This is a genomic window from Clostridium sp. Marseille-Q5894 (genome assembly GCF_946902305.1).
Lineage (GTDB): Bacteria > Bacillota_I > Bacilli_A > Erysipelotrichales > Coprobacillaceae > Thomasclavelia.
In genome coordinates, this window is sequence record NZ_CAMPPT010000001.1 from 362620 (window position 1) to 384009 (window position 21390).

20 protein-coding genes and 1 other annotated feature are annotated in these 21390 nt (G+C 30.9%); all 20 genes read left to right on the forward strand.

Features of this window, described 5'->3' with window-relative positions; genetic code table 11:
- Positions 1-89 precede the first annotated feature (89 nt).
- The 20 genes from mraY (at position 90) to OC535_RS01795 (ending at position 21321) form a co-directional block, all read left to right on the forward strand.
- The gene (mraY, locus tag OC535_RS01700; RefSeq protein WP_024722661.1) at positions 90-1079 is read left to right on the forward strand and encodes a phospho-N-acetylmuramoyl-pentapeptide-transferase; all 990 of its coding nucleotides are present in this window, start codon (positions 90-92) and stop codon (positions 1077-1079) included.
- 1 nt (position 1080) lies between these two features.
- Complete coding sequence (gene murD / locus OC535_RS01705; protein WP_227052134.1) at positions 1081-2421, forward strand: UDP-N-acetylmuramoyl-L-alanine--D-glutamate ligase; 1341 nt, start codon at positions 1081-1083, stop codon at positions 2419-2421.
- A gap of 101 nt (positions 2422-2522) precedes the next feature.
- Positions 2523-3464: an Ig-like domain-containing protein gene (locus OC535_RS01710; RefSeq protein ID WP_498823012.1), complete on the forward strand. Its 942-nt coding sequence runs from the start codon at positions 2523-2525 to the stop codon at positions 3462-3464.
- Positions 3465-3488: 24 nt separating this feature from the next.
- Positions 3489-3926 (forward strand): cytidine deaminase family protein, encoded by a 438-nt coding sequence (locus tag OC535_RS01715; RefSeq protein WP_227052126.1) that lies wholly within the window; start codon positions 3489-3491, stop codon positions 3924-3926.
- 1488 nt (positions 3927-5414) lie between these two features.
- A complete protein-coding gene (ftsW, locus tag OC535_RS01720) occupies positions 5415-6491 on the forward strand; it encodes a putative lipid II flippase FtsW (protein ID WP_227052125.1) in 1077 nt (358 codons plus the stop codon).
- 28 nt (positions 6492-6519) lie between these two features.
- On the forward strand, positions 6520-7605 hold the full coding sequence (gene murG / locus OC535_RS01725; protein WP_227052122.1) for an undecaprenyldiphospho-muramoylpentapeptide beta-N-acetylglucosaminyltransferase: 1086 nt from the start codon (positions 6520-6522) through the stop codon (positions 7603-7605).
- A 1-nt stretch (position 7606) separates the two neighbouring features.
- Positions 7607-8521: a UDP-N-acetylmuramate dehydrogenase gene (gene murB / locus OC535_RS01730; protein ID WP_024722657.1), complete on the forward strand. Its 915-nt coding sequence runs from the start codon at positions 7607-7609 to the stop codon at positions 8519-8521.
- Between the two features lie 3 nt (positions 8522-8524).
- Entirely contained in the window at positions 8525-9286 is a 762-nt protein-coding gene (locus tag OC535_RS01735) for an FtsQ-type POTRA domain-containing protein (protein WP_024722656.1), read from the forward strand.
- A gap of 86 nt (positions 9287-9372) precedes the next feature.
- Entirely contained in the window at positions 9373-10632 is a 1260-nt protein-coding gene (gene ftsA / locus OC535_RS01740; protein WP_024722655.1) for a cell division protein FtsA, read from the forward strand.
- Between the two features lie 23 nt (positions 10633-10655).
- Entirely contained in the window at positions 10656-11753 is a 1098-nt protein-coding gene (ftsZ, locus tag OC535_RS01745; protein WP_498823081.1) for a cell division protein FtsZ, read from the forward strand.
- 46 nt (positions 11754-11799) lie between these two features.
- Entirely contained in the window at positions 11800-12576 is a 777-nt protein-coding gene (gene proC / locus OC535_RS01750; RefSeq protein ID WP_024722653.1) for a pyrroline-5-carboxylate reductase, read from the forward strand.
- 82 nt (positions 12577-12658) lie between these two features.
- Complete coding sequence (locus OC535_RS01755; RefSeq protein WP_024722652.1) at positions 12659-13396, forward strand: sigma-E processing peptidase SpoIIGA; 738 nt, start codon at positions 12659-12661, stop codon at positions 13394-13396.
- Between the two features lie 2 nt (positions 13397-13398).
- Positions 13399-14091, forward strand: a complete 693-nt coding sequence (gene sigE, locus OC535_RS01760; RefSeq protein WP_498823082.1) for an RNA polymerase sporulation sigma factor SigE — start codon at positions 13399-13401, stop codon at positions 14089-14091.
- A 48-nt stretch (positions 14092-14139) separates the two neighbouring features.
- A complete protein-coding gene (locus OC535_RS01765) occupies positions 14140-14916 on the forward strand; it encodes a SigB/SigF/SigG family RNA polymerase sigma factor (protein WP_498823013.1) in 777 nt (258 codons plus the stop codon).
- 23 nt (positions 14917-14939) lie between these two features.
- Positions 14940-15179, forward strand: coding sequence for a YlmC/YmxH family sporulation protein (locus tag OC535_RS01770; RefSeq protein WP_227052114.1), 240 nt, complete (start codon positions 14940-14942; stop codon positions 15177-15179).
- 168 nt (positions 15180-15347) lie between these two features.
- A complete protein-coding gene (locus OC535_RS01775; protein ID WP_024722649.1) occupies positions 15348-15782 on the forward strand; it encodes a cell division protein SepF in 435 nt (144 codons plus the stop codon).
- A 28-nt stretch (positions 15783-15810) separates the two neighbouring features.
- On the forward strand, positions 15811-16569 hold the full coding sequence (locus OC535_RS01780; RefSeq protein WP_498823014.1) for a YlmH family RNA-binding protein: 759 nt from the start codon (positions 15811-15813) through the stop codon (positions 16567-16569).
- Positions 16570-16581: 12 nt separating this feature from the next.
- The gene (locus tag OC535_RS01785) at positions 16582-17007 is read left to right on the forward strand and encodes a DivIVA domain-containing protein (RefSeq protein ID WP_024722647.1); all 426 of its coding nucleotides are present in this window, start codon (positions 16582-16584) and stop codon (positions 17005-17007) included.
- Positions 17004-17207: a binding site (T-box leader), on the forward strand. (Overlaps the previous gene by 4 nt.)
- A gap of 34 nt (positions 17208-17241) precedes the next feature.
- Positions 17242-19971, forward strand: a complete 2730-nt coding sequence (gene ileS / locus OC535_RS01790) for an isoleucine--tRNA ligase (protein ID WP_498823015.1) — start codon at positions 17242-17244, stop codon at positions 19969-19971.
- A gap of 159 nt (positions 19972-20130) precedes the next feature.
- Positions 20131-21321 carry an ISL3 family transposase gene (locus OC535_RS01795; RefSeq protein ID WP_498823016.1) on the forward strand — a complete coding sequence of 397 codons (1191 nt, stop codon included), beginning with the start codon at positions 20131-20133 and terminating at the stop codon, positions 21319-21321.
- Positions 21322-21390: the final 69 nt, after the last annotated feature.

A 21390-nucleotide genomic window follows, 5' to 3' on the forward strand; every position in this document is an offset into this window, starting at 1 on the left:
CGAATAATTGGGACTTTGTCCCTTTTATTTTGCCTATTATTTGATAATATGGTATAGTAAAGGCGAATTTAAAAAAAGGGGAATATAAAATGGAAAATTTTTTAAAATTAATCTTTGCTTTTGGAGTAGGATTCGTAATAGTTTTAATCGCTATGCCTAAAGTAATCCCGTTTCTACATAAGATGAAATTTGGTCAAGTTGAACGTGAAGAAGGACCTGCGTCCCATAAAGCTAAAAACGGAACACCGACTATGGGTGGTATTGTTTTTGTTTTAGCAGCTATTTTAGGGACATTAATTAGTACATTGATTTTTGATATTAATAATATCTTTAATCCAGAATTGATTTTAACAACAATTGTTTTAGTGGGTTATAGTTTGATTGGACTGATCGATGATGCTTTGATCATTGTTAAACACAGCAATAAAGGATTACCACCATTAGCTAAACTATTAGGACAAATTGCTTTAGCGGTTATTTGTTATTTTTATGCAATGAATTTTATTCCAGGATTTACATCAGTAGTAACTATTCCATTAATAGATGTAAGTATTGATTTTGGATATCTATACCCATTTTTAATTTTAATTATGTTTGCGGGTGAAAGTAATGGTGTTAATTTATCTGATGGTTTAGATGGTTTGGCTACAGGGCTTTCGATGGTGGCGATTGCGCCATTTATCATCTTTGCAATTATGACCAAAGATTATACGCTTGCAAGTTATGCAACAGCAATGGTAGGAGCTTTACTTGGATTTATGATGTTTAACTACCACCCTGCAAGAATCTTTATGGGTGATGTTGGCTCTCTTGGTTTAGGTGGTTTTTTAGCGGTATTAGCGATCCTTACTAAGCAGGAATTATTATTGATCTTAGTTGGTGGTGTTTTCTTGATGGAAACTTTATCTGTAATCATTCAGGTAACTTCTTTTAAACTACGTGGAAAAAGAGTATTTAAAATGGCGCCGATCCATCATCATTTTGAAATGTTAGGCTGGTCGGAACAGCAGGTAACGATCTCATTTTGGTTCATTGGATTTATTTGTGGAATATTATCAATAGTAATTGGAGTGTTATAAGATGTTGACAGGAAAAAAAGTATTAGTAATCGGTCTTGCTAAAAGTGGTAGGGCAGCAATTAAGTTATTAAATAAACTAAATGCAACGATTACAGTAAATGAGTTTAAAGAAGCTAAAGATATTCCTGATTATCAGCATTATGTTGATATGGGAATTGAAATGATAACGGGATCACATCCCGATGAATTATTTGAACGTGATTTTGATTTTGTAATTAAAAATCCGGGAATTAATTATCATAAACCGTTTATCCTAAGACTAAAGGAAAGAAAGATCCCAGTTTATACAGAAATTGAATTAGCTTTTCAAGTAGCTAAAAAACAAAATTATATTGGAGTAACAGGAACTAATGGTAAGACAACGACAGTTACTTTAATTGATAAAATCTTAAAAGGGCAGTATGATAATGTTCATTTAGCTGGTAATGTGGGAACGCCTTTATGTGATATTGTTTTAGAACATAATTTATTGGAAGAAGAAAATCATTATATTGTCATTGAAATGAGTAATTTTCAATTATTAGATATTGATACTTTTAAACCATATGTTTCAACGATTATTAATTTAACACCAGATCATTTAGATTATATGGCTTCACTTGATGAATACTATGCTTCAAAAACAAATATTTATAAAAATACTGATCAAAATGACTATTTTGTTGTTAATCTAGACGACTCTGTCTTATCAGAATATTTAAAAAAATATCCAGTTCCATGTAAACAAATTACAATGTCATTAACTGATAAAGCTGATTGTATGATCAAAGATAATGCAATTTATTATCAAAATGAATTTATTATCGATCTTAGTGATATTAAAATAGTAGGTAATCATAATATCCAAAATATTATGATTGCAATTTGTATCGCAAAAAAATGTGGTGTAGCTAACGAAGTTATTAATCAAGAAATCGCTTCATTTATTGGTGTTGAACACCGCATTGAATTTGTAAAAGAAATAAACGGAATTAAAATATATAATGATTCCAAAGCTACAAATACTGATGCTAGTATTATTGCTTTAAAAGCTTTTGATCAGCCTGTTATTTTATTAATGGGCGGTTTCGATAAAGGTTTAGATCTTCAAGAGATGGCGACTTACAGTAATAAAATTAAACGTTTAGTTACTTTTGGTGCTGCTGGTAAACGATTTAAAGATGAGATGAAGATTGAAAATAGTATTTGTGTAAAAAATCTTGAAGAAGCAGTTTTAGAGGCAATTAATCATGCTCAGCCAGGTGATATTGTTTTATTATCACCATCAACAAGCAGTTTTGATGAATTTACTGGTTATGAACAGCGTGGTAGAGTATTTAAGGATATTGTTAATAAGATATAGGATGATCCTGTAACAAAGGTTACAGGATTTTATTTTTTTTGTTTTAAATTATAGAATTATGCTGATGATAATTGTATAATTTAAATGGAGGGATAAAGGAAATGAAAAAAATTTATAATTGGATCTTAAATAATAAATTTAAGACATGTATTTTAGTTGTTTTATTAGTGGGGATAATTGGACAAGGTAATGGACAGTCTGAACTGGAGTTAAAAAAAGACGTAATTGATCTTGAATATGGTGAAAGATTAGATGATTTAAAATCGTATGTTAAAGTAGATGATTTAGATGATCTTTCGTATAGTTGTGATACAATTGATAAAAATGATCGTTATCCTGAAGTTGGTAAACATGTAATAACTTATAAATATCATGGAATAGCTAAAGAATTAGAAATAGATGTAAAAGATACTACCGCACCAAAACTGACCAAATTAAATGATGTTAGTATTGTTGAATACGATAGTGTAAATTATGAAAATTATATTGATGTAGATGAATTATCTGATTATCAAGTTGATATTGATGATAGTGGGGTAAATTATTCATCAGCTGGTACATATAATGCAAATATAAAAATAACAGATAAATATGGTAATGCCTCAGATCTTACCCTTCCAGTTACAATTAATAAATTGGAATTGGAAATTTCAGCCAGTTCATTAAATTTAGAGGCTAACCAAAGCAATAAAATAAATATAAAAACAAATAGCAATGTACCAGTACAATATTCTTCAAGTAATGAATCTGTAGCAAGTGTCGATAATGATGGAAATATAAAAGCTTTAAAGGCCGGTAATACGACAATAACTGCTAGAATCAATGAAAGATCGGTGATTTGTGATGTTACTGTTAAAGACAAACAAGAATCTAAAGCGGCACCTGTTAAAGATGATAATATCTCATACACAGTCTATATTACTAAAACAGGAGATTGTTATCATAGTAGTAATTGTGGCTATCTATCTAGAAGTAAAATTTCGATATCTAAAGCAGCGGCAGTTTCACAAGGCTATCGTCCTTGCAGTAGATGTAATCCATAAAATATAAAAAAGGAAAGTGATATAATGGATATTTGGGAAAAATTATATATCAAAGCAAAAGAACGATATCATCCTGAAGAAGTGTCACCTTTTATATATGCACACCATGTTGTTTGTGCTTTAGAAAGTGATAATGGTGAAATTTATACTGGTTTTTGTATTGAAAGCTGCGGTGGTGTTCTTGATCTATGCGCTGAAAGAACAGCAGCATTGAATATGTATGTAAATAGTGGACAAACGATCGTTAAAAGATTAATTGTATTTAGGGACAAAGCTCCTTTTGATGAAGGTAGTGGCATGCCCTGCGGTGCCTGCAGAGAATTTTTTATGCAATTAAATATTAAGAATAAAGATATGGAAATCATGGTTGATTATGATAAAAGAAAAACAGTTAAATTAAAAGAGCTGTTACCAGACTGGTGGGGAAGTTATCGCTATAAAAATAATGAGGCTGATCAGTAAATAAATTATATATGTTACAACTTAATAAATATAATGGCAGATGTATTGAAATGCAGTATCAATATCATTAAGATCTATATCCAAATCATATTTAATATCAACATAGGATGTATTGAAATACTTTTTCTACAATGCCAACATGATCTGGGCAGCCAGTTTAATAGCAACATAAGTTGGTCAGCTCATTAGACAGCACAAAAAATTGTGCTGTTTTTTTGATTTATATTTGAGGGTTTTGATATGTATATGAATGATGATACATATAAAATATAATGAAATCAATATGAGAAAAAATTTTTTATCTATGAAAAAAGTATAATAAATAGGCTAAAAATAAATGGAAATAATATTTAGAAAATAAAGATTATCATATGTTGGTGATTAATTGATACTAACTGTTTTATAGGTGATGTTTGTGATAATGTACTATGAATATGATCTTAATTATAAATAGAATATTTAAAGAGAATAAGTATTAAAATAAATGTATAATTAAAGGATATAAATTTAAATATGGATACTTTTTTTAAATACTGCTTTGAAACATTGTTTAGTTTTAGAAACGGTTGTCAATATATTTAAAATCTTACATCATTGTTTTATAGTAATGATACTAAAGTAATAAGAGTTAGAAAATTTAAATAGTTTAAGTAAGCATAAATAAAATATGTAAAAAAAGTATAAAGTAATACTAAGTACAGAAATAAATTCTTGCCAAATCAAGAAGTAAAATAAATCCAAATCCAGAAGTAAAACATTGCCAAACACGGAAGTTGATCCTATGTTAAGATTTCGGACTAACTAAATGTAAGAAATTTAGCTGGTTTCCTCTCATATTCATTCGGTGATAAACACTCACAATGTGAGTGGATTCTTACTGTATTTATAGAATCCTTCTAAATATTTAAATACCAGCTGATATGCCCGATTACCGTAAAAAATATATTTGTATGAATGAAGAAGAAATTAAAAGATAATCCTAAAAATACAAACAAAGAGTAACTGCTACTGACGATTATATTAATATGATATATAAAATACTTTTAGATAAAATAAAACCAGAAATCATTTTAGTTATGTCATAAAAAAGGATATCAAGGTACATGGAAGGCATTGGATAATATTTATTAAAAAATAATTTTAGCGTTCCTTATTTCAATGGGATGGTATATTGAATATAGATATGTTGAAGATATTACTGCTATAAAAAGAAATCAAATATTAAAATACATAACAGCCAAAGACAAAAAAAGAATAAACGAAACTGTTGAAAAAACATTAAAGAAAAATATCTAGTCAAAAAAGATAAAAGAAATATATACTTCATTTTACTACACGTTCATGGAAACAGATACTAATCGATTAGATATGTTTATTGATAGTTATAAAGAATCAGTATTAAAAGGTACTAGAATAAAAATGTCTTGGATAAAAGCTTCTTTCATTTATTAAAATCATTAGTCATATACTTATACTGGAGGTAAGAATATGAAAAGTAAAAGAGTAGTCATCTCGGTACTGATAATTGTAGTAATTGGCTTAATGATGGTCTATAGCGCTTCTAATATTTGGGCTGGCTATAAATTCAATGATTCATTGTATTACATTAAACGACAGGGAATCTTTGCAATAATTGGTATAATCGCAATGTTTGTTTTTTCTAAGATTGATTATCATATTTATCAAAAGAATGCTAATAAGCTTTTAATTGGTTCTTTTATTTTAATGATTTTAGTCTTGATTCCTGGAATTGGAGCAGTAAGAGGGGGTTCAAGAAGCTGGTTTAATTTAGGAATAATTTCTTTACAACCTTCTGAATTATTTAAGATTGCTTTAATTATTTATAGTGCTAATTTTATTAGTAATCATTATCATGAATTGAAAAAATTAAAAGCCAGTTTCAAATTATTGTTGATATTAGGCTTAGGATTTGGTTTGATTATGTTACAGCCTGACTTTGGCAGCGGGGTAGTTATGGCTTGTTCAATTATTGTGATGTTGATCGTTAGTCCCTTTCCTTTTAAATATTTTATTATGTTAGGAATCGTTGGTGTAGTTGGAATCATTTTGATGATTGCTTCGGCTCCTTATCGATTAGCTCGTATCGTAGCATTCTTAAATCCTTTTGCTGATCCCTTAGGAAGTGGTTTTCAAATTATTCAATCGTTATATGCCATCGCCCCTGGGGGAATACTAGGAGTGGGGTTTAATAATAGTGTGCAAAAACATTTTTATTTACCAGAACCCCAGACAGATTTTATTTTTGCAATCTTTTTAGAAGAATTTGGCTTGATTGGGGGAATCTTATTAGTGAGTCTTTATGGTTACCTGTTTGTAACTGTGTTCAATCAGGCAATCAAGGTAAAAGACCTGTTTGGAAGTTTTTTAATGATTGGAATTATTGCAATGATTGGAATTCAGACTTTAATTAATCTTGGAGTTGTGGTAGGATTATTTCCGGTAACAGGTGTTACACTCCCGTTAATGTCATATGGGGGATCGTCGTTGACGATTACGCTTATTGCTGTAGGAATTGTTTTAAATATTTCAAAATCGATGTATTAATGATATACTATTGCATAGAGGTGAGAAGATGAAAGTGATTGTTGGAGCTGGTGGAACAGGCGGACATTTGTATCCTGCTTTGGCACTAGTTGATTATATAAAAGAAAAAGAACCAGATAGCGAATTTTTATTTGTGGGAACAAAAGATCGTTTAGAATCAGTTGTCGTTCCGCAACAAGGATATAATTATATTGGCTTAAATGTACGTGGGTTAGTAGGTAACCCGATCAAAAAGGGAATTGCCGCAGCTATTTTTGTAAAATCTATTTTTACGGCTAAAAAAATAGTAAAGAAATTCGATCCTGATATTGTTATTGGCTTTGGCGGTTATCCTAGTGCTAGTGTTGTTGAGGCTGCTAGTAGATTGGGTTATAAAACAATGATCCATGAACAAAATTCAATCGTTGGCTTAACTAATAAGATTTTAATTAAACATGTTGATAAGATCGTTTGTTGTTATGATCTAGCTTATAAATCTTTTCCTAAAGATAAAACTTATAAATTAGGTAATCCAAGAGCAAGTGTTATTGCTTCAATTAAACCTAAAGATATTTTCCAAAAATATGATCTAGATAAAAACAAACCATTAGTAACGATCGTAATGGGATCTTTGGGTTCAAAATCAGTTAACGAAAAGATGCTAGAATCATTGCATAGTTTTGAAAAAAAAGATTATCAAGTATTATATGTTACAGGTAAATCTAATTTTGAAGAAATGACTGCTAAGCTAGGAAAGCTAAAACCAAATATTAAGCTGGTTCCTTATATAGATGACATGCCTTCTGTTTTAAAGAATTCGACCCTAGTTGTATCAAGGGCAGGCGCTTCAACGATTGCAGAAATTACTTCAATTGGAATACCGGCGATTTTAATTCCAAGTCCTTATGTCGCTGCTAATCATCAAGAATATAATGCTCGTGAATTGGCAGATCGTAATGCGGCGATGATGATTCTTGAAAATGATTTGAATAGTAAGGATTTTGTAGAAAAAGTAGATCGGATTTTAAATGATCAGATAGTTCAAGAAAGTATGCAGAAAAATGCTAAAGCATTAGGAAAACCTAATGCTCTTGATGATATATATAAATTAATAAGAAAAATGTTAGGAGCTTAAAATGAAGTTTTCACAAATAAAAGATGATTTGGTTGATTTAGATGTTGGAAAGATAATTGAGGATGAACCACTTTATAAACATACTACTTATAAAGTAGGCGGACCGGCAAGAATTTATTTAGCAGTTAAAGATGTTGAAAGTTTAGTAAAGACGATTAAATACTGTCGTAAACATCGTATCAAATATATGATAATTGGACGGGGATCTAATTTATTGTTTTCCGATAAGGAATATGAAGGGATAATTATTTCTTTAAATGAAAATTTTAATAAAGTTAAGATAAATGGTTCAATTATTAAAGCTCAGGCAGGGGTGTCGATGATTTCTCTAGCTTATCAGGCAGCTAAAATTGGACTTAGCGGTTTTGAATTTATGGGCGGAATTCCTGGTTCTATTGGAGGCGGTATTTTTATGAATGCCGGTGCTTATAAATATGATATTGCTAGTGTTGTAAAATCAGTGACACTTTTAAATGAAAAAAGTGAAGTAGTAACCTATAATAAAGAACAAATGAAATTTTCTTATCGTCATTCTATTTGTCAAGATAATCACAAATTAATTATCCTTGAGGCTGAATTTGAATTAGCGGCTAAAGATCCAAATGAGATCAAAGCTGTTTTAGACAAACGAAAAGAACGAAGAATGACAACCCAGCCTTGGAATATGCCAAGTGCTGGCAGTGTTTTTAGAAATCCTGAAGATAAGGCGGCTTGGCAGTATATTGATGAATGTGGATTAAGAGGTTATGAAATTGGTGGCGCTCAAGTATCACCAAAACATTCTAATTTTATTGTTAACAACGGTTATGCTAGTGCTAAAGATATTTATGATCTAATTATGCTGGTACAGCAAAAAGTACATGAAAAGTTTAATGTTGAATTAAAACGTGAGGTTGGTTTGATTAATTGGGAGTAAAGTATGGCAAGAAAGCAGCAGACAATTTATAATGACTATGATCGTAATCAAGTTAAAGCAATTTTAAAAAAGAGAAAAGTAAAACGTAGAAAAAGAAGATTAAAAATATTATTGATAATTTTAATTATTATTTTGATTATTGCCTTTTTTATGAGTGATTATAGCCGTTTAAAATCGATTACTGTTAGTGGTAATAATCGGGTAGAACGTCAAGAAATTATCGATGCTGCCAAAATTAATCTGCATCAGGATTATACTTTTTTTACAAATACTGATGAGATCGTTTCAAGAATAAAAGAAGTTCCTTTAGTAAAAAGTGCTCGTGTTTCTAAAAATTTATTTGGTGATGTTACGATTAAGATAGTAGAAGCAGATCCGATTGCCCAATGTACGATCGATAATGTTTTATATGTTGTTGATGAAACGGGGCGGATCATAAAAGATGAAGCTGGTAAATATGTAAGTTATGTCCAGCGATGTCCGCGCTTGAATAATTTTGATTATGAACACTTAGAGGAATTTAGTAAAGAATTTATCAAACTGCCTTCACAAGTTATCAATCAGATTTCAGATATAAATTATGCACCGTTATCAGCAGATGAAACCCGCTGTGAATTTATTATGGATGATGCTAAAATATTATATTTACGTTATGATGATATGGCTGAGCAGTTAAAAGGAAATAATTATGCTTTATTGATGGAAAAATACCCAGATGATAAATATTATGATTTTTTAGGAAAATATGTGTATCGCAGTAAGTAATTTTTTTATTTATGATAATTAAAGGAGTTTAAAAATAGTTGTTTTTATGCTAGAATTGTGTATATATTAAGAAAAGGAGATACGTGATGAAAGATATTTACGCTGTTTTAGACATTGGTAGCGCAACATTAAAGTTTCTTGTTGCCGAAATAAGTAACATTAATGTAAATGTATTATTTGTCAAAACAATTCCTAGTCATGGCGTGAAAAAAGGAATTATTGAAGATGATCGTATCTTAACAAGAGATATACGAAAAGTGATTGATGAAGCAGAGGCTTTTTTGGAAACTAAGATTACAAGCGTTGCTTTAACGATCCCAACGATAAAAGCTAAATTATATCAAAGTGATAGCAGTATCAGTCTTTCAGAGGCTGGTTCTAAGATCACAAGTGATGATATTGTTAGAGTATTGCGTTTATCATCTAAGTTTAAACGCTCTAAAGATGAAGAAGTAGTATCGATCATTCCCGTTAGATATCATAGTGATAAGGGAGCGACGATCGAAGCTCCAATTGGAGAAGTATCGAGAAATCTTATTGTCGATTCTTTAGTTATTACAACTAGTAAAGAATTGCTTTATCCATACATTACGGTAGTAGAAAAATGTGGAATTGAAGTACTTGATATTACTATTAATGCTTTTGCCTGTGCTAAAGAGGCCTTTGATGCAGTGTATCTTCAAGAAGGAGCAATCTTGATTGATATGGGTTATAAGACTTCGACAGTATCATTTTATAAAGATGGATATTTACAATACTTGACAGTATGTCAGGTTGGAGGGTATGATTTCACTAGAAATATTGCCCAAAATATGCAAATTTCGATGAATCAGGCAGAAGCTTATAAAATCAAGTATGGCTCATTAGATATCACTAAGGGCCAAAATGATATTATTCATACTACTGTTATTGATGGAAAAAAACATGATTATACGCAACAGGATCTGGCAGATTTATTAAATGAGACTGCATATGAAGTAATGAATAAAATTAAAGAAAAAATTGCTGTGATCGATGATGGTGGTAAATATGAAACCCTAATTGTCGGGGGTGGCGGTGAGTTAGAAATGCTTGATACGATTGCTAGCGAAGTGCTAGGGTGTCCAGTTAGAATTTATCGTCCAGAAACAATTGGGGCTCGTGACATGTCATTAGTGGCAGCAATTGGAATGATTTATTATTTGATGGAAAGAAAACAAATTATTGGTGAATATACACCATCACTGGTTTTACCAGATATTACAAGTACGATGTCAATAAGGTTTAAGGGTCTAACAAAAACAGCACCTAAAAATCAAAATGGCAAAGTATCAAAGTTATTAGATTCGTTTTTTAGTGAAGATTAATATAAAAAGAGAGGAAACAAGTTATCATGAGTGAAGAATTAGGATTTGAACAAGTAGCACGAATTAAAGTAATTGGTGTTGGTGGCGGGGGTAACAACGCTGTAAATCGAATGGTTGAAGAAGGGGTAGAAGGAGTTGAATTCTATGTCGCTAATACTGATTTACAAGTATTGAAACGTTCACCAGTTAAAAATAAAATTGAATTAGGTCGTGATTTGACTAAAGGATTAGGAGCTGGTGGAGAACCAGAAATCGGTAAAAAGGCAGCTCTTGAATCAGAGGCTGATATTCGTCAAGTTCTTGAAGGTGCTGATATGGTGTTCATCGCTGCTGGTATGGGTGGTGGAACGGGAACTGGTGCTGCTCCTGTTTTTGCTAAAATTGCTCGTGAATTAGGGGCGTTGACAGTAGGGGTAATCACTAAACCGTTTACTTTTGAGGGGATGAAAAGAAAGAAACAGGCAATTGCCGGAATTGAAGAGTTGCGTGCTAATGTCGATTCAATTATTACAGTATCAAATGACCGTTTGTTACAGTTGATTGGTGGTCGTCCAATGCAGGAAGCTTTTAGAGAGGCTGACAATGTTTTACGTCAAGGGGTTCAGACGATTACTGACTTAATTGCAATTCCAGCGTTTATCAATCTTGACTTTGCTGATGTTTCAGCAGTTATGAAAAATCGTGGCAATGCTTTGATTGGTATTGGGATGGCTTCTGGTGATGATAAAGCTAAAGAAGCAGCTAAGCGGGCTATTTCTTCACCTTTATTAGAAGTATCTGTGGCTGGAGCTAAAGATGCGATCATCAATGTAACAGGGGGACCAAATATTTCATTATTTGATGCTAATATTGCCTTAGAAACAATTTCTCAAGAAGTTGGAGATGACATTAATACATATTTAGGTATTGCAATTAATGACAATTTAGATGATGATATTATCGTTACTGTAATTGCAACTGGTTTTGAAGAAGAAAAAGAGGATGAATTTGAGCAACGTGCCAATATGTTAAAATCACGCAGTAGTGAGGATGTTGTTCCATTATCTGCACGTTTTGATATGGATGATGATGACGATGATGGAGACTTTCCACCAGCGTTTATCAAAAATAGAAGAATTTAAATAAGCTAACATCGTTAGCTTATTTTCTTAAAAAGGGGGATATAAAATGAAAAAGATTGGTTTTATCGGTATGGGTAATATGGCTAGTGCGATTGCTGGTGGTATTATTAAAAGTGGTTTTATTGAGGGCCAAAATGTTTATGCTTTTGATATTGATCAAACAAAATTATTGAAAATGAATGAAGAATATCAAATTCAATGTTGCAATAGTGAAAGTGAATTGGTTGACAAGGTAGATTTAGTAGTTATGGCTGTTAAACCTAATATCGTTGAAGGAGTTATTGCTAAAATAAAAAATAATTTGGTAAATAAAGCTGTTATTTCAATCGTTGCGGGATATAATAATGATAAATATAATGAATTATTGTTACCAGCAACACGTCATTTAACGATCATGCCCAATACACCAGCCTTAGTCTTAAATGGAATGACCTTATTTGAAAAAGAAAATTCACTGACAAAAGAAGAATTAGAGTTTGCTGAAGCAATGTTTTCGAGTATTGGTGAAGTAGTGATATTGCCAGGGTATCAAATGAAAGCTGGGGGAAGTATCAGCGGCTGTGGTCCAGCATTTGTATATATGTTTATTGAAGCAATGGCAGATGGTGGTGTAAGCTTGGGATTACCACGTGATGTTGCTTATAAACTTGCTAGTCAGACTTTGATTGGTTCTGGAATGATGCAAAAAGAGACGGGACTTCATCCAGGGGTTTTAAAAGATCAAGTTTGTTCACCAGGCGGGATTACGATCAAAGGTGTGGAAACATTAGAAGAAAATGGTTTTAGAAATGCTGTCTTTAAAGCGATAAAAGAATCGAATTAGTATCCTATTTATTTAGGATACTTTTTCTTTTACTGACATATTTTTAAACTTAGAAGCGCTATGATATCTAAGGGGTGAAGAGATGGAGGTATATATAGAGTTTACTTATATAAGTAATTTTTTGATTGTTTTAGCAGCATTAGAAATGATGGGAATATTACTTAGTAAAGAGATGACTTATTTAGAGGTGTTGAAACAAAGTTTTTTATTGAGTTTAGTTGTTTTATTATTATATGTTGATAAATATAATTGGCTTATTTTGGTTGTTTGGTTAGTAATTTTTTATTGTTTGTTTCATAAACAGATGTTTTTATATTATCCCAGCTTTATTTTTATTTATTTTTCAATTTTATTTTTTGCTAGTTCTCTTATCCCTGAAGCATTTATTTATAATGGCATTTTGATCACACCATTAAAATCAAGTGGAATGATGTTATTTATAATTAGCTTATTAGTTGTTTTGATGCAGGTGATGTTTATTATTTATTTGCGTCGAAAAGTAAGAATTAATAGTTATTTATATCCAATTGAGTTAAGTTATCAAGGCCAGAAATATTTATTTGATGGTTTTTTGGATAGTGGAAATGAAGTTTATTATGAAGGTTTTCCACTGATTTTGATAAAAACGGGGATAATAGAACAGTATGAGATGATTGATATTTTAGAACTGAATGATTTAAGAAGTGATTTGATTGAAATAATTAAAGTTGAACAGTTAGTCATCAATAATCAAGTCTTAGAAGATGTTTATGCAGGAATTATTACTGGGATTCATTATGATTGTTTATTAAATAAGGCATTAATGGGAGGAGTTTTGTAGTGATAAAATTTATTTTAAAATTATTAAATAAAACTAAGTATCTTTATTATATCGGAAGACATGATATTTTACCGCCACCGCTTAAAAACGGAGAAGAGAAAGAAGCTTTGGATAGATTGTCTAAAGGTGATAGTGAAGCTCGTGATTTGTTGATTGAACATAATTTGCGTTTAGTAGTTTATGTTGCTAAAAGATATGATACTAGTCAAAATGGTGGAATCGAAGATTTGATCAGTATTGGTACGATTGGTTTGGTGAAAGCAATCAATACTTTTAAAGCTGATAAAAATATTAAATTAGCGACTTATGCATCGCGTTGTATTGAAAATGAAATTTTGATGTTTTTAAGAAAGAATAATAAGTTAAGACATGAAATATCTTTAGATGAACCGTTAAATATTGACTATGATGGTAATGAACTGCTGTTATCAGATATTATTGGTACTGATAGTGATATTGTTAAAAATGAATTGGAACAAAGCGATCAAAAAACGATGTTCTACGAAGCTTTTAAAGATTTATCAAAACGTGAAAAAGAGATTTTGATGTTTAGATATGGATTGATGAATTATGATGAACTGACACAAAAAGATGTGGCTAAAATGATGGGAATTTCACAATCATATATATCAAGATTGGAAAAGAAAATTATAAAAAAATTAAGAAATAAATTGAATTATAATGAAATAAAATAAGTATAAATTTGTCATATTTGCTAAAAATAAGGGTGAAAGAAGGCAAATATGAACAATTATCAAGTTATTATAAATGGTTATCATGAACCAAAAAAGAAACTTACAACTGAAGAAACATATATATTAATAGATCGTTATCAGGCGACTAAAGATCCTAAAATTAAAGAGAGATTAGTTAATGATAATACCAAGTTGGTCATTTCTATGACAAAACGTTTCTATGGTAGAAATGATAGTAGCGATGACTTGTTCCAAGTTGGGATGATTGGCTTAATTAAAGCTATTGAAAACTTTGATACTAGTTATGGTTTAAAGTTTTCAACGTATGCAGTCCCATTGATTATTGGTGAAATGAAGCGTTATTTACGTGATAATCACCAAATTAAAATATCACGATCAATTCGGGACCTGGCTTATAAAATACTAAAAGTAAAAGATCAGTATTTGGTTAAATTAAAACGTGAACCGACAATTAAAGAATTGTCTGATGAATTGGAAGTTGAACAAAATGCCGTCATTGAAGCTCTATTATCAACTAATAGTGTAGCTTCATTACAAGAAGAAGTGAAAAATGATGATGGTAATAATTTAAAGATGATTGATTCTCTAAGTGATGATAAAACGGTTGTATCAAGAACTAATGAAAAGATTGATTTGTATGATGCGTTGAAATTACTTGATCAAAAAGAACATCAGGTAATAAAACAGCGATATTTTGAAGGGCTGTCACAAAGCGAAATAGCTAAAGAATTATTTATTTCACAAGCACAAGTATCAAGAATTGAAAAAAAGGCGTTAAACAATCTACATAATTACCTAAAATAAGCATATATTTTAATGGTGATTTGATGAGATTTGTAAAACTGCAATCTAAAGATGTAGTCAATGTAGTTGATGGCTGTAAAGTTGGTTTTATTAGTGATATTGAAATTGACTGGTGTACCAGAAGTATCCAGGCAATAGTTGTAGAAAAATACAGTTTTTTTAAATTGTTTTGTTTTTTTAAAGAAGCGCCATGTATTGTTATTCCTTTTGATTGTGTTGTAAGTATTGGTGGTGATGTTATTTTAGTTTCGCTTGAACCATAAATGTTTGAAGGCAATGTAATTTTATTTAAAATTATGTTGTCTTTTTGGATTTTGTGTTTAAAGATAATGTGAATTTAAGTTTTTTTAGAATAGAGGCGTTAATTATGCTTTTATGATACGTTTTTTTGTGCTATAATGGGCTGGTAATGAAATAAGGAGGATCACTTCATGGGATACGGACAAAAAGTAAAAAAATGGTTCTTTGATGAAGACGGTGATGAAGTTGAAGAATATGATGAAGTAGAAATCGATACTGAGCCTAAAACCAGTTTGTTTGAACAAGCTAAATTTTCAAAAACTAGTGATGCCATTAAAGCATTAAATGCTAATAAAGATAGTCAATTAATTTTATTTGAACCTAGAGCTTTTGCGGAAACACAAGATATTGCTAATTATTTGAAACAGAAAAAAGCTGCGGTAATAAATCTACATCGTTTACAAAAAGAGCAGTCTAAACGTGTTGTAGATTTCTTAAGCGGGGTAATCTTTGCAATTGAAGGAGATATTCAACGGATCGGGCCTAGAATATTCTTATGTACACCTAAAAATATTGGTGTTTCTGGAACAATTGATTTAGATGAAGAGGACTCAGAAGAATTATAAGTATTAGTTTAACTAATACTTTTTAATTATGCTTGAACATTTCAAAGGTGAAGAAGTTTTTGTTAAAAAGATTCTAGAATTTAAAGATCAAGCTTTAAATCGACAGAGAATTGTTTTAACAAAGTTTTTAAACCCGTATCATCAGTCAATTGTTTATAGTATTATTGGTAAATCAGATGATCTAATCGTCTTAGAAGATGGTGGTTTGATCAATAGTGAGACTAAGAGATTGATCATCGCACCAGCATTTTATCAAATTGAAAAAGCAGATTTTGAAATAGCGCTGGCTAAAATTACATATGCGAAGCCTTTTGGTAAATTAGGTCATCGTGATATTTTAGGAGCTTTAATGTCTTTAGGGATTAAAAGAGAGTTGTTTGGGGATATTTACGAATATAATGATGATTTTTATGTTGCGATGGATTTAAAAATTTATGATTATGTCAAAGATAATCTTACGATGATTAAAAAAAGTAAGGTAAAATTATCTTTATCTGATGAAGAAATTGAGATCGTTCATCAGTATACGAGTAAAACTTTTATTATTTCTTCGTTTCGTCTTGATAAGGTAGTTAGCAGCTTTTATGGTCTGCCGCGCAACAAAGCAGTGAGCTATATTCGATCAGGTTTTGTAAAAGTTAATCACAAAGAAGTTGAAGAAATAAGTTATTTGTGTAATAATAGTGATGTGATATCGCTTCGACGTTATGGTCGTGTTAAGTTTATCGATACTAAAAGAAAAACAAGACAGGATAATTATGTTGTAGAAGGGTATTTTTATAAGTAAGGGAGTGAGACGATGAAAGAAATAAAAAAGCAGTTTAGAGGCTATGACATGCAGACAGTTGATAATTTGATGATCGATTATGAAGATCAAATCAATAAGTTAAAAAGGCAGGTAGCCACTTTAACGAATGAACTTGAACATGCCAAAGAGCAAAACTCTTTATTGCAGCATCGTGTCAACATTACTGAAAAGACAAATGAAGAGATAGCTCGTTTAGCTTTGAAAGAAGCTAGTGCTTTAATTGATAAAGCCAAACGTAATGCCAATATGATTTTGAAAGAATCATTAGATTATGTACGTTCACTTTCAGGTGAAATGAATGATTTTAAAGATCAGGCAATTAAATTCCGTTCATCAGTTCAAAAGATGTCACAGGACATCTTAGATACGATCGATAATTCGGAAGTCTTTAATCTTATCAATGAAGAAGATGAGTAAATACAATGAAGGAGACTGTTTATAATAAGATGTTTATAGAGAGCTGATGGCTGGTGTAAATCAGTAACTATTATTATAATGAATCACTCTGGAGTAGCGCCTTGAACTCAAGTAGAGGTCGCCGTTGATCGCGTTAAGATTTTAAAGTGCGTATTGAAAAATACGAATTAAGGTGGTACCGCGAAATATTCGTCCTTTTTTAAGGGCGTTTTTTAATTTTATGGAGGAGAAAAAATGAATTACAAAGACACATTATTAATGCCAAAAACAGACTTTGAAATGCGTGGGAATCTTCCTAAAAAAGAACCTGGGTATGTAAGTCGCTGGCAAGAAGCAAACATGTATGAAAAGGTTATTAAACAAAATGAAGGTAAAGATGCTTTTGTTTTCCATGATGGGCCACCATATGCTAATGGAAATATGCATATGGGACATATGTTAAACAAAGTCATCAAAGATGTAATCTGTCGTTACAATAACATGGAAGGGCGTTATACACCATATATTCCTGGTTGGGATACTCATGGTTTGCCTATTGAAAATGCTATTCAAAAATTAGGTGTTAATCGTAAAGAAATGTCTACAGCTGCATTTAGAAAAAAATGCGATGAGTATGCTCATGAACAGGTTAATAAACAAAAAGAACAATTGATCAGAATGGGAACATTTGCTGATTATAAACATCCATATTTAACTTTAACACCAGAGTTTGAAGCTAATCAAATTGATGTATTTGCTAAAATGGCAATGGATGGTTTGATTTTTAAAGGGTTGAAGCCGGTATACTGGTCACCATCAAGTGAATCAGCATTAGCTGAAGCTGAAATTGAATACCATGATATCAAAAGCCCAACTATCTTCGTAAAATTCCAAGTTAAAGATGGTAAAGGAATTTTAGACAATGATACATATTTTGTTATTTGGACAACTACTCCTTGGACAATTCCTGCCAATCTTGCAATCTGTTTAAATGAAGTGTATAACTATGCTTTAGTTGAAACAAATAAGGGTAAATTGATCGTTCTAGAGGAATTGGTTGATTCTTTGATGGAAAAATTTGAAATTACAGAATATCAAGTAATTGATCATTTTAAAGGAAAAGAATTAGAAATGATCACTTGTAAACATCCTTTATATGATCGTGAATCTTTAGTTATTTTAGGTGATCATGTTACTGCTGAAGCTGGTACTGGATGTGTTCATACAGCACCAGGATTTGGGGCTGATGACTTCTTTGTTGGTCAAAAATATGGATTGCCAGCTTATTGTAATGTTGATGAACATGGCTGCATGATGGCTGATTGTGGTGAGTGGTTAGAAGGTCAATATGTTGATGATGCTAATAAAACAGTAACTTTAAAACTTGATGAATTAGGAGTTTTATTAAAACTTGAATTTATTACTCACAGTTATCCTCATGACTGGCGTACTAAAAAACCAATTATCTTTAGAGCAACTGATCAATGGTTCTGCTCATTAGATAAAATTAGAGATAAATTATTAAATGAAATCGATAAAGTTAACTGGCTAAATGAATGGGGTCATATTCGTATTTATAATATGATCAAAGAACGTGGTGACTGGTGTATTTCTCGTCAAAGATCTTGGGGAGTACCAATTCCAATTATTTATTGTGAAGATGGTACACCAATCATGGAAGAAAAAGTATTTAAACATATTTCTGATTTATTTAGAAAATATGGTTCAAATGTTTGGTTTGAACGTGATGAAAAAGATTTATTACCAGAAGGATATACGAATGAACATTCACCAAATGGTATCTTTAAAAAAGAAAAAGATATTATGGACGTTTGGTTTGATTCTGGATCAAGTCATACCGGATGTATGTTAGAAAGAGGATACCCATATCCTGTAGATCTATATTTTGAAGGAAGTGACCAATATCGTGGCTGGTTCAATTCATCATTGATCGTTGGTACTGCAGCTCATGGCTGTGCACCATATAAAACAGTTTTATCACATGGATTTGTTTTAGATGGTAAAGGAAATAAAATGTCTAAGTCTTTAGGTAATACAGTTGATCCAATTAAATTGGTTAATCAGTATGGTGCGGATATCGTAAGATTATGGGCAACATCAGTAGCTTATCAGCAGGATGTACGTATTAGTGATGAAATCATGAAACAGATTTCTGAAAACTATCGTAAGATCAGAAATACTATGCGTTTTGTGCTTGGAAACTTAAATGATTTTAAACAGGCTGATTTAGTTCCGGTTGAAAAATTAACTGATGTTGATAAATATATGTTAGTAGAATTGAATAATTTAATTGATGGATATCATCAAGCTTATGATAATTATGATTTTGCTGATGCTAACCAACAGATCTTAAATTACTTTACTAATTTATTAAGTTCTTTCTATATGGATTTTACCAAAGATATTCTTTATATTGAAAAAGCAGATAGTTTACGTAGAAGACAAGTACAAACAGTTTTATATTATCATGCTAAAACTATGATGAAATTGATTTCACCAGTGTTAGTATTTACTGCTGAAGAATTACATGATCATTTCCATTGTGATGATCAAAAAGCTGAATCTGTTTTCTTAGAACCAAATGTAGAAAAAGTAGTAATTGAAAATAGTAATGAATTGAAAGAATATTTTGATCGTTTCTTATTATTACGTAAAGATGTTTTAAAAGCGTTAGAAGGATTACGTAATGAAAAAGTAATTAAATCAAATATGGAAGCTAAAGTAACTATTTCATTAAAAGATGAATTTAAAGATATGGCTTCAATGTTAAATGATTTAAAACAGTTATTTATTGTTGCTAAAGTTGAATTAGTAGATGATTCATCTTTAGAAGAATATGACAGTGCTTATATTAAGGTAGAAAAATTCGATGGACATCAATGTCCACGCTGTTGGAATCATTTTGAAGAAGATGAAATGGAAGGCGAATTATGTCATCGTTGTCATGATGTAATTAATGGTTAAAATTATTATAAATAAAAAGGCAATGATTCAATGCGGTTCTTACTCGCTTATGGGTAAATGAACTTATTAGACAGCACAAGAAATTGTGCTGTTTTTCTTTAGTTTATATTTCTTATTTTTGGGCATTTTGATACAATATATGTATGGATGGTGATACATATGAAATATAATGAAATCAGTTTGAATGAAAAAATCTTTGGTAATGACTTCATTGTCTATGACTGGAAAGAATCAGATAATAAAATCATAATATATGTGAAAGCGACTTCTCATGATGATGTATGTCCTGTATGTGGTTCTCCTACAAGTTCTTTACATAATACCTATCATAGAATGATTCAGGCTTATCCTGTTAGAAATAAAACAACTTTTATTGATGTGATTGCTTATAAATATGACTGTACTAATGACAAATGCAATAGAAAGGTTATTATGCAGAATCTTCCTTTTGTTTCTCCCTCTCAAAGAAGAACATATGAGCTTAACTGTCTTATCCTTGCAGTTTCTCTCTTTTTAAGCAATGAAGGTGCCAGTAAAGTACTGAAACTTCTTGGGGTCAATGTAAGCAATGACTCTATCAAACGCCTGACTGATAAGATCATTATTGAAGATGACCCTGATGTCGAGTCTATTGGAATAGATGATGTGGCGATGAGAAAAGGAAAGGCTTATGCAACTGCCATATATGATATGGAAGATCATCATCTTATTGCGCTTTTAGATGGAAGAGATAAGGAAACAGTTGTTGAATGGCTAAAAAATCATCAAAAAATAAAGATTGCCACACGTGACAGAGCAAGTGCATACGCTTCTGCAATCAGTGAAGTTTTACCTGAATGTATCCAGATTGCAGACAGATTTCATCTTCTTCAAAATTTAATTGACAGAATAAAAGATATTTTTAAAACGGAAATACCGGAAACAGTATTCATAAAAGATGGAAAGGTACTGGAAGAGGAACCTCAAAAGGTTCCGGCATTAAAAATCGATCCAAATTCAAAGGAACTAGAAAAAATATATGATTCGTTTTACAGCACGATCAAGGAGGCAGATACTGATCAGCTAGATAAGTTTATTGATAATTATAGAGAATCAGTATTAAAAGGATTTATAGAAGGTATAGAAAAAGATATTGCCCCGATCAAGAACGCAATATCTTATCCATATAGTTCGGGATTTGTTGAAGGAAACAACAACAAATTCAAACTCATCAAACGTATTTTATATGGAAGAAGTAAAATAGTCAATCTTTTTAGGAAATGTTACATACCATTTTTAATGAATAATAAAGATTTTAAGCTAATTGATATTTTAGAACACAAAAACAGCACAATTTCTTGTGCTGTCTAATAAGTTCATTTACCCATAAGCGAGTAAGAACCTTCAATGCTAATCATTGTCTTTTTGACTTAAAATAAA

What these genes read in the sequence shown, in the direction of transcription:
- mraY (WP_024722661.1), top strand. Translation starts at nt 90, where the DNA reads ATGGAAAATTTTTTAAAATTAATCTTTGCTTTTGGAGTAGGATTCGTA.
- murG (WP_227052122.1), top strand. Translation starts at nt 6,520, where the DNA reads ATGAAAGTGATTGTTGGAGCTGGTGGAACAGGCGGACATTTGTATCCT.
- OC535_RS01735 (WP_024722656.1), top strand. Translation starts at nt 8,525, where the DNA reads ATGGCAAGAAAGCAGCAGACAATTTATAATGACTATGATCGTAATCAA.
- proC (WP_024722653.1), top strand. Translation starts at nt 11,800, where the DNA reads ATGAAAAAGATTGGTTTTATCGGTATGGGTAATATGGCTAGTGCGATT.
- OC535_RS01775 (WP_024722649.1), top strand. Translation starts at nt 15,348, where the DNA reads ATGGGATACGGACAAAAAGTAAAAAAATGGTTCTTTGATGAAGACGGT.
- murB (WP_024722657.1), top strand. Translation starts at nt 7,607, where the DNA reads ATGAAGTTTTCACAAATAAAAGATGATTTGGTTGATTTAGATGTTGGA.
- ftsW (WP_227052125.1), top strand. Translation starts at nt 5,415, where the DNA reads ATGAAAAGTAAAAGAGTAGTCATCTCGGTACTGATAATTGTAGTAATT.
- OC535_RS01765 (WP_498823013.1), top strand. Translation starts at nt 14,140, where the DNA reads ATGAACAATTATCAAGTTATTATAAATGGTTATCATGAACCAAAAAAG.
- OC535_RS01770 (WP_227052114.1), top strand. Translation starts at nt 14,940, where the DNA reads ATGAGATTTGTAAAACTGCAATCTAAAGATGTAGTCAATGTAGTTGAT.
- OC535_RS01795 (WP_498823016.1), top strand. Translation starts at nt 20,131, where the DNA reads ATGAAATATAATGAAATCAGTTTGAATGAAAAAATCTTTGGTAATGAC.
- OC535_RS01715 (WP_227052126.1), top strand. Translation starts at nt 3,489, where the DNA reads ATGGATATTTGGGAAAAATTATATATCAAAGCAAAAGAACGATATCAT.
- OC535_RS01785 (WP_024722647.1), top strand. Translation starts at nt 16,582, where the DNA reads ATGAAAGAAATAAAAAAGCAGTTTAGAGGCTATGACATGCAGACAGTT.
- ftsA (WP_024722655.1), top strand. Translation starts at nt 9,373, where the DNA reads ATGAAAGATATTTACGCTGTTTTAGACATTGGTAGCGCAACATTAAAG.
- OC535_RS01755 (WP_024722652.1), top strand. Translation starts at nt 12,659, where the DNA reads ATGGAGGTATATATAGAGTTTACTTATATAAGTAATTTTTTGATTGTT.
- ileS (WP_498823015.1), top strand. Translation starts at nt 17,242, where the DNA reads ATGAATTACAAAGACACATTATTAATGCCAAAAACAGACTTTGAAATG.
- OC535_RS01780 (WP_498823014.1), top strand. Translation starts at nt 15,811, where the DNA reads ATGCTTGAACATTTCAAAGGTGAAGAAGTTTTTGTTAAAAAGATTCTA.
- murD (WP_227052134.1), top strand. Translation starts at nt 1,081, where the DNA reads ATGTTGACAGGAAAAAAAGTATTAGTAATCGGTCTTGCTAAAAGTGGT.
- OC535_RS01710 (WP_498823012.1), top strand. Translation starts at nt 2,523, where the DNA reads ATGAAAAAAATTTATAATTGGATCTTAAATAATAAATTTAAGACATGT.